General features: G+C 35.2%; 10 protein-coding genes. 8 read left to right on the top strand and 2 right to left on the bottom strand.

Features of this window, described 5'->3' with window-relative positions; translation table 11 throughout:
* Nucleotides 1-238: 238 nt before the first annotated feature.
* Both T368_RS0106665 and T368_RS0106660 read right to left on the bottom strand, forming a co-directional pair.
* Nucleotides 239-2392, bottom strand: a complete 2154-nt coding sequence (locus T368_RS0106665; RefSeq protein WP_004084071.1) for a RelA/SpoT family protein — start codon at nucleotides 2390-2392, stop codon at nucleotides 239-241.
* Between the two features lie 55 nt (nucleotides 2393-2447).
* Nucleotides 2448-2669, bottom strand: coding sequence for a DNA-directed RNA polymerase subunit omega (locus tag T368_RS0106660; protein WP_004084069.1), 222 nt, complete (start codon nucleotides 2667-2669; stop codon nucleotides 2448-2450).
* A gap of 373 nt (nucleotides 2670-3042) precedes the next feature.
* On the opposite strand from T368_RS0106660, the gene T368_RS0106655 reads away from it, so the two are divergent.
* The 8 genes from T368_RS0106655 (at nucleotide 3043) to T368_RS0106620 (ending at nucleotide 11772) form a co-directional block, all read left to right on the top strand.
* Entirely contained in the window at nucleotides 3043-4254 is a 1212-nt protein-coding gene (locus T368_RS0106655; RefSeq protein ID WP_004084064.1) for a succinyldiaminopimelate transaminase, read from the top strand.
* Nucleotides 4255-4256: 2 nt separating this feature from the next.
* Nucleotides 4257-4889, top strand: coding sequence for a cyclic pyranopterin monophosphate synthase MoaC (locus T368_RS0106650; RefSeq protein ID WP_004084063.1), 633 nt, complete (start codon nucleotides 4257-4259; stop codon nucleotides 4887-4889).
* A 434-nt stretch (nucleotides 4890-5323) separates the two neighbouring features.
* Nucleotides 5324-6289: a glutarate dioxygenase GlaH gene (gene glaH / locus T368_RS0106645; protein WP_004084062.1), complete on the top strand. Its 966-nt coding sequence runs from the start codon at nucleotides 5324-5326 to the stop codon at nucleotides 6287-6289.
* A 424-nt stretch (nucleotides 6290-6713) separates the two neighbouring features.
* Nucleotides 6714-7913 (top strand): L-2-hydroxyglutarate oxidase, encoded by a 1200-nt coding sequence (gene lhgO, locus T368_RS0106640; RefSeq protein ID WP_004084061.1) that lies wholly within the window; start codon nucleotides 6714-6716, stop codon nucleotides 7911-7913.
* A gap of 538 nt (nucleotides 7914-8451) precedes the next feature.
* Entirely contained in the window at nucleotides 8452-9477 is a 1026-nt protein-coding gene (locus T368_RS0106635) for an ABC transporter permease (RefSeq protein WP_004084057.1), read from the top strand.
* A 67-nt stretch (nucleotides 9478-9544) separates the two neighbouring features.
* The gene (gene accB, locus T368_RS0106630) at nucleotides 9545-10015 is read left to right on the top strand and encodes an acetyl-CoA carboxylase biotin carboxyl carrier protein (RefSeq protein ID WP_004084055.1); all 471 of its coding nucleotides are present in this window, start codon (nucleotides 9545-9547) and stop codon (nucleotides 10013-10015) included.
* A gap of 9 nt (nucleotides 10016-10024) precedes the next feature.
* Nucleotides 10025-11437, top strand: a complete 1413-nt coding sequence (locus T368_RS0106625; protein WP_004084052.1) for an acetyl-CoA carboxylase biotin carboxylase subunit — start codon at nucleotides 10025-10027, stop codon at nucleotides 11435-11437.
* A gap of 41 nt (nucleotides 11438-11478) precedes the next feature.
* The gene (locus tag T368_RS0106620) at nucleotides 11479-11772 is read left to right on the top strand and encodes an IceA2 protein (RefSeq protein WP_004084045.1); all 294 of its coding nucleotides are present in this window, start codon (nucleotides 11479-11481) and stop codon (nucleotides 11770-11772) included.
* Nucleotides 11773-12468 lie beyond the last annotated feature (696 nt).

Below are 12468 nucleotides of genomic sequence, written 5' to 3'. Positions count from 1 at the left end.
AGCTTTATGCGTGTAAACATATATACAAGTTACTTTAAAAACCACAAAGAAGCAATTTTCTTATGTATTTTTTTGGATATATTAAAAGCGGGTTTTTATATCACATCCTAAATCTTAAATGCTTTTTAGTCGTAGCGGATCTTACAATTTATAGGAATAATATTTTGCAGAAAGTTATAAAATCAGCAAACAAACTATAAATCCTTTAACACTTTAATAAATATCAATATGCTTTTATCTACTCTTGATATGCATCTTTGAGATTTACAAACTTAATGATTCTATATTTTTTTTGTAATGCCTCTTTGATTATCTTTGTATCTTTTTGATCAGATTCTATGATAACTTCACACACAGGTGAAAAGCTATTTTTATGTCCATCATATTCTACTTTTATTACATTATAATTGTGTTTTGCTAGAGTCGTAAGAAACTCTGCGATTGCCCCATTTTTATTTTCAAATGAAACGATAACTCTAAAGCTCACTTTTGCATGTTTTGCCCATGTTACAAATAGCTGATTTACGCCTTGATTAATTCTCTCATTTGCTTTATCACAAAGCTTGTGATGCACGATAGCCCTCTGTCCATTCTTTATGGCAACTACCGAATCACCAAATTTTGGATGACAGCAATGATCAAAAATTAACTCACTAATATTTCTATTTGTATGTAGGATTAAATTATCAAATTTTTGCTCTTTTAGATTCAGCGTCTTAAAACGCATAAATGCAAAAAAGCTATTATCAATCTTATATTCTCGCTTAAAATCATTCGTAATTTCTTGCAAAAAGGTTAAATCTGTTGCAGCTTGTCCTATGCGATCTTCTAAGTTATGATTTCTTATAAACTCATCAAAAAATTTACGCTCTTTATCAAAAATGGTGGTTAAAATATTTATAGCTACTTTTTTATCAATTTCTTTTATTTTATTATGACACATTGTTCGCATGTGAATCTTTGCTTTTGAGGTTTTCACAGAATCTATCCAAGTGCAACGCGTTTGTGCGACATCACCTTTTTCGATTTTTACAATATCGCCACTCTTTAATTTTTGCAGTAAAGATACCCTTTGATTATTCACAAATGCTTTTTCAGCCATATCTCCCACATCACTATGCACTGCATACGCATAGTCAAGCACCACAGAGCCAACAGGCAAACTAAAAGTCTTTCCATCTGGACCAAAAACGACAATATCTTCTCTGTAAAGATCATTTTTTGTTACTTCATAAAACTCTTCGGCACTTTTGCTTACACTGCTACTCTCTTTCATATCTTTTAGCCAGTTGAGATTTGGCGATACACTGCCACTTTTATATTTCCAGTGTGCTGCCATACCCATTTCGGCACTTTTGTGCATATCATAGGTGCGAATCTGGACTTCATAAACCGCTCCATCATCAAACACGGTAGTATGTATTGTTTGATAGCCATTCTCTTTTGGTAATGCAATGTAGTCTTTAAGCCTTGAAGGTATAGGATTTAGATTAATATGCACGATACCCAAAGCGCGGTAACAATCTATCTGATTTTTTACAATAATACGCACCGCAAGTAAATCTAGCATTTCGTCCATACTAATGCCCTTTCTTTGCATTTTTAAATGTATGGAATAGTTGCGTTTAATTCGACTTTGAATCTCAAAGCTATCCCGCAGAAAGCCATTGTTTAATAAAAGTTTAGAAATCTTTTGTGTGAAATCGTTTAGACGCAATTCAAGATTCTGTCTTTTCGCATTCTTTTCTTCTTGTATCTTATTATAAGAGTCAGAATAGATATAATAAAAGCTTTTATCTTCTAATTCATTTTTTAATGAAGACATGCCAAGTCTATGAGCGATAGGAGCATAAACGACAAGCGTTTCTTCTGCGATTCTTATCTGTTTTGCTGTGCTTAGGGCATCAAGCGTTAGCATATTGTGCATTCTATCACTAATCTTTATGACAAGCACCCTTGCATCTTGTATGCTTGCTATAAGCATTTTACGGAAAGATAAGGCTTGTGCTACAAGCTTTTCATTGCTTGTATCCGAAGTAAGCTCTTCATTGCGTATCTCAACAATCTTTGTCAAAGCATCTACTAACGCTCCGACTTCTTCGCCATAACTCTCATGGATATAGTCAATCTCACACAATGTATCTTCTACAATATCATGAAGCAACGCAGCACAAACCATTGCTTCATCGCCGCCATAATGTGCCACAATACAGGCTACACATATAGGATGCACAACATAGGGTATGCCACTTTTACGCAATTGCCCCTCATGAAACCTTTGTGCGTCCTCTATGGCTTTTACAATTTTTGGTGTAATTGTTTGCAAGGATTCTAATTGCTTTAGTGCATCTTCTATTGTCTCAATTTGTGCTAAATTATCAAAAAAATCCATGTAGCAACCTTAAGGCATAATGTGGGTTAATGGCTAAACGCTTTGTAGGGTATATTTAAAGATGGTTTGCAAGTGTTACTTTACCATCAGCTATTTCTTGCAAGGCAATATCACATGGCTCCATTTTTCTTAGATAATCATCTGGATAATTTAGTAACGGCTGTGCCCCAACACTAAGCTCTTTCACTCTTGCAAACACTAATACAGAAAGCTTATATCTATCATTCCCTGTTTGCTCTAATGCTTTAGCAATTACTTGTTCAGTCCGTGTTACCATTCTATTCTCCAAACACAAAAATAATAAAAGCTTGTATTGTAGCAAAAGATTATTAATTTATGAATATGCATTCAACATGCGATCTCATTTTAAGTTTTTCATTTGTTATGTAGTTTCTGTTTATTTTGCAGACTAGAATCTTGCAAATCACTCAAGTAAAAACAAAAAATTTGGCTCAAAGGTGTGTTTGGTTTATACAATGATTCCTGTTATTTATTCTTACTCAACTATGAAATGTAAAAATACACAAAGGACTGATTAATAAAATTTTTATAAGATTTTGCAATATGCACACTTTTATTATCCCTTATAATTTACATGATTTTTTGCTAGAATTATAGCAATACTTTGCATTCATAATTAAGGAGTAATTTTGACTTTCAATCCATATCCATTTGAGAAACTAAGAGCATTATTAGAATCTTGTGATACAAATGCTAATAAAACTGAATCCTGCAAACTACATTCAAGTAGTGGTTTAAATTTAAGCATAGGTGAACCAGCGTTTCCTTCACCCACAAAAGTCGTGCAGGCTTTGTGTGATAATGCAAGTCTTATCCGCTATTATCCCACACTAGATTCTAAACTACCAGAAGCCCAAAGGGAGTTTTTTTATAAGCGATTTAATATCGCGTTAAAAGAAGAAGAGTTAATCCCTACTTTTGGGTCAAGAGAGGTGCTTTTTAACTTTACACATTTTATATTCACAAGTGATATATGTAAGAAGCAAAATAAGCCAACATTAGCTTTCCCAAATCCATTCTATCAAATCTATGAAGGCGCACAGATTGCAAATCATGCCGATGCGATTTATATGCCCCTAAATGAGCAAAATGACTTTAAACCCAAACTTTTAGAATCTGATTTAAGAAAAGTTAGCATGGTTATCCTTAACTCGCCAAATAATCCAACAGGACAGATTCTAAATAGAGAAGAGCTTATGGAGTGGGCAAAACTCGCACTTGAATATGACTTTATTTTAGTAAATGATGAGTGTTATAGTGAGATTTACAAAGATAATGCCCCGCCTAGCTTACTTGAAGCATGCAAGGCTATTGGCAATACTTCATTTAAAAATAGCTTTGTTATCAACTCTATCTCAAAGCGGCTTTCTGCGCCGGGTTTAAGAAGTGGCTTTATAGCTGGAGATTCTAATATCTTAAAAGATTATAAGGTGTTTCGCACCTATGTTGGTATCAGTATGCCTCTAACCTTGCAAAAGGCAAGTATAATCGCATGGCAGGAAGATGAATACGCAGAAAGCATACGCAAAAAGTTTGCTAAGAATCTAGAGATAGCACAAGAGATTTTCCCGCATACTCGTGTATATCCTTATACATTTTATCTATGGCTATGTGTCGCAAATACAAGACATAAGATTCCAAAAGATTTTACTAGTGATATGCTTTTCACACAGGAGCTATATAAAAGAAGCGGACATAAGGTATTGCCCGGCTCATTTCTTGGACGAGAGAAAAGCGGCATGGGATATGTGCGTATCGCCCTAACACATGAAGAAGATATAATGAGAAAAGCCCTATTAGATATAAAAGAGTGCTATGAATATTTCATAAAAAGAGATTAGCTATGAATACAATATCTATGGGATTAGCAAATATCGCAAGTAAGCCATGCAAGGAACAAATAAGCAATGCCGCAGGACTGCTTATCATATCGCCACAAAGTTTTGCAAACTTTATGGCAGATTCTACACATACAAAGCATATTCACATAGCCATCGCTTCAGGCGTGGAAGCGGCAAAAAGGACTAACGAGATTTTTACACTATGCTATCAAATCGCCCTGCAAAGCATAGATATTGAGATACAGCCAACAGATTCTATATTTACAGATTCACTGCAATATTATACAAATTTTCTCCCAAGCTTTAAGCCCAAACGCTTTTCTCTTAAAAAAGATAAAGAGATACAAAAGGCCCAACCAATACAAGATAGCACAGAATCTACTATGCGTCTAAGATTTAATCAAGCAGTAATGAACTTTCAAGATAAGCAAATACGCATTGATAAACAACAAACAGAAGCGACTAAAGCACAGGGGCATTGCGGCTTTGAAGTAAGAGTGTGCGTGAAAGCAAACTCACAAGTATCCCCAGACATAGAATCTATGTATGCCTTGCAAACCGCATTGCTTAGTCTTTTTGGAATCTTTAAACATGATGAAATGGCAGCCATCGCACAAATGCGTTTAATGAGATAGGTTTTAGTAGAGATTTATACCAATTGTATTTTATTTTGATAGATACCTATTGATTATATTTTTTTGCAATCTTATTTTTACATAAAGTAACATTTGTATATTCTATTAGTTTATAATTGTAACTATTTTTCCATAATACAAAAGCGATAAAAAGTGTATTTTATATACTTTTTATCGTAAAATAGGCTTTTTTCTGTGTAATTTTATAGAATCTCGCAATGTCCTATTTTTTCTTCTTATTGTTTAGCCAATAATGATAATTTTATACTAAAACTTGTAAATATGTAACAATTTATAATTTTTACAAAATAAAAAAGTGTATATTATTATCAATTTAAGCTAAATTTAATGTTTAAAATGCAATTCTTACTTTCAAGGATTTAAATCCCCAAACACTCTTGCAATCGCAAGTATTTCAATTTTAGGAGAACGACATGGCAAGTATTTTTGAGAATAAGCAGTTTAAGGTAACACCTTCTAAATATTCACCAAAACTTTTGGAAATGGTTTTTACGAAAGAGGTTATTGCACAATTTTTGAAAGAAGTGGAGCAATATCCAGTGCAAGCACTTGAGTATAAATCTTTCTTGCGATTCAGAGTGGCGGAGATTCTTAATAAACTATGCGATAACAAATTGCAAAAAGTATTGCAAAACGCACTAAGCAATAGAGATCAAGGGGCATTGCTTGTGAATCCAGAGGGCATTAATGATGTAGCACAAGGCGATGATATGGTAAAAATTGCTACTGCGTTCGTGCATTTAATAGGTCGCTCAAACTTTGATGATATGACAGGCAAATATTATGCTAGATGGGCGGTTGTTAATACTGATAATTCAGATAGTTATTTACGCCAACCGCAAAAGCCACTTGAATTGCATAATGATGGCACTTATGTGAATCAAACCACAGATTATGTATTAATGTATAAAATTGATGAGCAAAATATGAAAGGTGGAGATTCTCAACTTTTACACCTTGATGATTGGGAAGATTTAGATAAATATTTCAATCATCATTTAGCAAAACGCGTTATTAAATGGTCTGCACCGCCAAGCAAAAATGTAACAGAAGATGCTTATCACCCGGTATTTGAAGTCGATGCTGATGGTCGTCCCGTTATGCTTTTTATCGATCAATTTGCGCAACCAAAAGATTATGAAGAAGGCACTTGGCTTGCAGATATGGGAGACTCGCTAGAAAATAGCAAGAATAAGCTATCATTCCCTGTGCCAGTGGGACAATTCCTACTTATCAACAATCTTTTCTGGCTACATGGTAGAGATAAGTTTGAAAGACATGAGAATTTGCGTAGAGAGCTTATGCGTCAAAGGGGCTATTTCTCATTCACTTCAAACCCTTTTAAAGCCTATCATGGATTAAAAAAAGCAGCTATATAATTGTTGCATTTTATAAAGTAAGCAAAGAAATTCATCAGTCAATGAGAGATTTTGTTTGCAGGACTTATTTATATCTACATTAAATATTGAATCAAAGTGTGCTGGACATGATTTTATTTTAAGTCTAGCATATCTCTAGATCTAGTGTTTTGAAATCTGACAAAATCTTGTCATTTTTGGTATTTTGGTGGAAAATCCAAGATAGATATTTCAGCCAAGTTTTAACATGGCAAGAGATGAGATTCTGTAAATCCATTTATAATGGTCTTTAAGCTAAAGATTCTTTTTTAATGGTTTTATTGTAGCGAGTAATTTGGGATTTCAGTCTTTAACATACCAATTTTAAGCTATAATGCAGAATCTTAAACTTATAGATTCTAAGTCAGCAAAATGTGTATTACACATGCGTTGTAAAGGGAAAAATATGATATATGATTTTGTTATTGTTGGTGGTGGTATTATCGGTATGTCTGTTGCTATGCAGCTTATGGACGCATATCCGGGCATGAAAGTCGCATTATTGGAGAAAGAGGCAACTGCCGGGCAGCATCAAACTGGGCATAATAGTGGCGTTATCCATGCGGGTGTGTATTATACACCCGGGAGTTTGAAAGCGAAGTTTTGCTTTGAGGGAAATAAGGCAACAAAGGCTTTTTGCGATGAAAATGGGATTAAATACGACATTTGCGGTAAATTATTGGTAGCAACAACGCCGCTTGAAATGGAGCGTATGAAAGCGTTATGGGAACGCACAGAGGCAAATGGCTTGGAACGCACATGGCTAGATTCCAAAGAGTTGCAAGAGAGAGAGCCAAATATCACTGGGCTTGGGGGTATTTTCTTCCCATCAAGTGGCATTGTAAGCTATGTGGAAGTAACACAGGCTATGGCAAAACGCTTTCAAGAAAAAGGTGGAAGTATTTTTTATAGCACAGAGGTTGTGGGCTTGGTAGAACACTCGCAAGGCATGATAGTCCAAACTACAAAAGGACAATATGAGAGTCGCTATCTTGTTACTTGCTCTGGGCTTATGTCTGATAAGCTTGTGAAAATGCTAGGTATCACACCGGATTTTGTGATTTGCCCTTTCCGTGGCGAGTATTATCGTCTCCAAAGTCAGCATAATCAAATCGTAAAGCACCTTATCTATCCTATCCCTGATCCTAGTGTGCCTTTTCTTGGAGTGCATTTGACACGAATGATTGATGGAAGTGTAACAGTTGGTCCTAACGCTGTGCTTGCTTTTAAACGCGAGGGATACACAAAAACTGATATTTCTATCGATGATATTGCAGAGATGATAACACATTCAGGCATTCGAAAAGTGATATATAAGAATCTAAAAACCGGGCTTGTTGAAATGAAAAATTCATTCTGCAAAGGTGGCTATCTTAAACTCGTGCAAAAATACTGCCCAAAACTCACAAAAGAAGATCTAAGCCCATATCCTGCTGGTGTGCGCGCTCAAGCTGTGAGTAACTCTGGTGAATTAATCGAAGATTTTCTTTTTGTAAATACACCAAGGTCTGTGCATGTATGTAACGCCCCAAGCCCAGCTGCAACCTCTGCTATCCCAATAGGCGCACATATTTTAGAAAAAGTAAAGGAAATGCTTGAGGCATAATTCTTTTTTGCTTTATTGTTAGTCTTTTAGATTTTCAGTAGGGTGATTGCTTCCTTGCTGGATTCTGCAATAAGTAGTCTTATTGAGTAAATTATCTGGCCTTTTGTAAGTTAATAAGTCTATGTGGTTATAGGCAATTATACTTTTTGCTAATTTAGTTTTTATTTTTCAGGCTTGTAAGATTCTATAAATCATGTCTCTAAAATCTATTTCCTAATTTTATTTTTTTGTGTATATGGAAGCTAAATAATAAGATAACATCCAACAAATCTTTTAGATTCTATGTTAGAGCAAACAATAATCTACAAAATGTAATATTACTTTTTTGATATAAATTTCTTGAATCTGATATACAACAAGCTAGATTTGTGTATATATTTAGTCGCTTTTAAAACTTTTATATCTTCGCTATGTGAATAAGATTTTAAAGTCTTTATATATTTTATCTAGCATAAAAATTCTTTTTCTTCATTTGAAATCTTTATTTGCACCTATTTATATAATATAATTCTACATTATTCATCATAAAAGGCATATCATGCAGTATGACAAAACACCATCATTACTTTTTATGCGTTGGCGTTTATTTTACGCACATAAAATGGCTAGATTCTCACTTTTTTGTTTTGTTTTTATCTTTATTGTGAGTTTATTCGCACCATTTTTAGCAAATGACAAGCCTTTGCTTATTTATAAAAACAATTCGTTTTATTTTCCTATTTTTATAGATTATAGTGAGATTGAATTTGGCGGGGATTTTTATACGACACCAGATTATAAAGATCCATATGTTAGGAATCTTTTTGCAAATGATTTTATACTTTATCCCTTAATAGAGTATGCTGCTGATAGTATCGATTGGAATCTAAAAGGCATACCGCCTACACCACCAAGCAGGGAGCATATTTTAGGGACTGATGATCAAGGCAGAGATGTTTTTGCGAGATTATTATATGGCTTACGCACTTCACTGCTTTTTGGGATAATTTTGAGTGTGTGTAGCGTGTGTATTGGCGTTATTATCGGTGGTATGCAGGGCTATTATGGTGGGCTTATTGATTTATTTGGGCAGAGGGCTTTAGAGATTTGGAGTGGTATGCCGACACTTTTTGTGATTATCATTGTATCAAGCTTTATATTGCCGACATTTTGGATTATTTTAGGGATTGTGCTGCTTTTTAGCTGGACTAGTATTGTGGGTGTGGTGCGTGCGGAGTTTTTAAGGGCAAGGACACAGGATTATGTTAAGGCTTCAAAAGTTTTGGGTTTTAGTGATTTACATATTATGTTTGTGCATATTCTGCCTAATGCTTTAATTGCGACTATTACTTATTTGCCTTTTATTACCATTGGGAGTATTACGACACTTGCTACGCTTGATTTTTTGGGCTTTGGTATACCGCTTGGGAGTGCAAGCCTAGGGGAGCTACTCAATCAAGGTAAAAATAATATACAAGCACCACATTTAGGTATAGCTGGATTTCTTGTTATGTCTATTGTGCTATCTTTGCTTGTATTTATTGGAGAGGGGGTAAGGGTAGCTTTTAGTGAGAGTAAGCATTGAAATATTAAAAACTTTACAAGTTTATGTTATCATAAACGATTATTATTTTACATTTGAAGGATTTTATATGAAATTATCCGAGATAAAGGAACTCATCCAGCTCTTTAATGATTCAGATCTTGCTTCTCTCCGCTTAGAGCAAGAAAACTTCTTGCTAAAACTAAGTAAAGAAGGTAAAAAGCTAAAAGCAGACAAAGTTATCCAGCAAGTAGCACAAGCCACACCCACACAAAAGATAGAAGTTGCACCTGCAACACAAACAATAGAATCTAGTCCAAAACCTGCAAATGCAAATAATGCTGATTTTATCACTTCTCCTATGGTAGGCACATTTTACCGCTCACCAAGCCCGGGTGCAGCACCCTATGTAAGTGTGGGTGATACGATTAAAAAGGGACAGACAATAGGCATTGTTGAAGCGATGAAGATTATGAATGAGATTGAAGCAGAGTTTGACTGCAAAATCGTAGAGATAGAGGTAAATGACGCACAGCCTGTTGAGTATGGCACAAAGCTTGTTATGGTTGAGAGAATCTAGGGGTATCTTATGGGTAATGCAAAGACAACAGAGAGTAAGCAGCGAGACACAAATGAAAATAGCGGCGTTGTAAAAAAGAAATTGCAACGCATTCTTATCGCAAATCGTGGTGAGATTGCCCTGCGTGCTATACGCACGATTCAAGAGATGGGAAAACAAGCCATTGCGATACACTCTATCGCTGATAAAGATACACATTATCTTGAAGTAGCCGATGCGAAAGTGTGTATTGGTGGGGAAAAAAGTAGTGAGAGCTATCTCAATATCCCAGCTATTATGAGTGCGGCGGATTTATTTGAAGCGGATGCGATATTTCCCGGATATGGCTTTTTGAGTGAGAATCAAAACTTTGTTGAGATTTGCGAACATCATAATATTGAGTTTATCGGTCCTAGCAAAGAAGTAATGATGATAATGAGTGATAAATCAAAGGCAAAAGACTGCATGAAAGAAGCGGGTGTGCCTGTGATTGTAGGGAGTGATGGGGCATTAAAAAGCTATAAAGAAGCCTTAGAGGTAGCAGATAAAATCGGCTATCCTGTCATACTCAAAGCCGCAGCAGGTGGTGGTGGCAGGGGTATGCGTGTCGTGCCTGATAAAGGGCTTTTAAAGAATCTATATTTAGCTGCTGAGAGTGAGGCATTAAGTGCATTTGGCGATGGCACAATTTATATGGAAAAATTTATTAATAAGCCAAAGCATATTGAAGTGCAAATTCTAGCTGATAAGCATGGTAATGTCGTGCATATTGGCGAGAGAGATTGCTCTATGCAGAGACGACAGCAAAAATTGATTGAAGAGACTCCAGCGGTTGTCTTAAGCGATGAGGTAAGGAAGAACTTGCTTGATACTGCCATTAAAGCGGCTAAGCATATTAAATATGTCGGTGCGGGGACTTTTGAATTTCTACTCGATTCTAATAATAAAGACTTTTACTTTATGGAGATGAATACGCGTTTGCAAGTCGAACACACCGTGAGTGAAATGGTAAGCGGACTTGATCTAGTAGAGTGGATGATACGCATAGCAGAAGGCGAGAAGCTACCTAGTCAAGATTCTATTACATTTAAAGGGCATAGTATAGAGTGCAGAATCACAGCAGAAGACCCGGAGAAGTTTTATCCATGTCCGGGTAAAATCACAGAGTGGATTGCCCCGGGTGGTGCGAATGTAAGGCTTGATACACATGCTTATGGTGGCTATGTCGTGCCTATGTTTTATGATTCTATGATTGGCAAACTCATTGTGTGGGGTGCGACACGACAAGAAGCTATAAAACGCATGAAACGCGCCTTAAAAGAGTTTAAAATCGCAGGGATTAAAACGACTATTCCATTCCATATAAAGATGATGGATAATAAAGATTTTGAAGATTCCAGAATCTATACAAAATACTTAGAGACGGAATATAAACTTGGCTAGATTCCATTCTATAATGATTAGTAACGAATAGGGAGTTGAAAATGGCATATATCGTAAAAATCGATCAAGGCAAAGCGAAAATATATGATGGTGGATCTTATAAAAGATCGGTCGGTTCAAATGTAATTGCATGTGATTGTGATGATGAGTGGGTGGCACGTGTAGAGAAAAATGTAGTCAAGCAGTATAGTATAAGTGGATCTTATAAAAGGACATACCCCGATAGAGATGCTGTAGGTGTAAATGTGGGCGGTGGTAGCATTGCTATAAGACTTGCTAATGGCAAAGTAAAAGAATATAAAGCTTCTAGTGGCTCTTATGTCAAGAGTTATTAACCTATAAAATATATTTTAGAATCTTTTATAAACAAACGATTTATCTACACAATAAGTTTAGTTTTGGCGGTGTTGGGATTTAATGTTTTTTCGTGTTGCATTTGCTTTTCATGTGAGTTATGATTGTGTTGCATAAGGTGTGGGCATAACTTAAAGTGAAGTTTATGCGTCTATATTCAAATGTAGTTTAGCTTTCTGTGATGAACCTTATATTAAATATTAAAACAACCAATTTGCAAAAGCAAGTAGAAATCTTTAAAACCCTTTTTATTATTTTAATCGCATTAAAAGTATGTAAGTTCGCATTAATGTAATCCTATTAGAATCTTTTGCATTTTTACCATAGGCTAAAAAGAGTCTCTAAAACCATGGGCTTTGAGCAATTATGTGGCAATCCAACATAATCCCACACTTAATTGGCTGCAGTTTTAAGCCCCACATTTTGTGCGATATGGCACGACTGGAATAAGCTGACAATAAACGTTTCTTTCTAGATGTAAATATTCAAACTATTGTCAGTTTATCCCTGTATGAGTATTTTAGATTTTATAACACTTGGAATTTCATATATCCACACAATATTCCATTTACCCTTGATTTGTTTTTTTTGTAGAATGCCAACTTCATTACAAATTTTAAGGAGAAATCATGGGATTTAAAAAGAGTATAAAGACAAGTGTTTTATCATTGGCACTT

Origin of the sequence: Helicobacter bilis ATCC 51630 (assembly GCF_000686565.1) — a bacterium.
Classification (GTDB): Bacteria; Campylobacterota; Campylobacteria; order Campylobacterales; family Helicobacteraceae; genus Helicobacter_A; species Helicobacter_A bilis.
The sequence above is the reverse complement of the archived record's forward strand: the minus strand, read 5'-3'. Positions and strand labels throughout refer to the sequence as shown.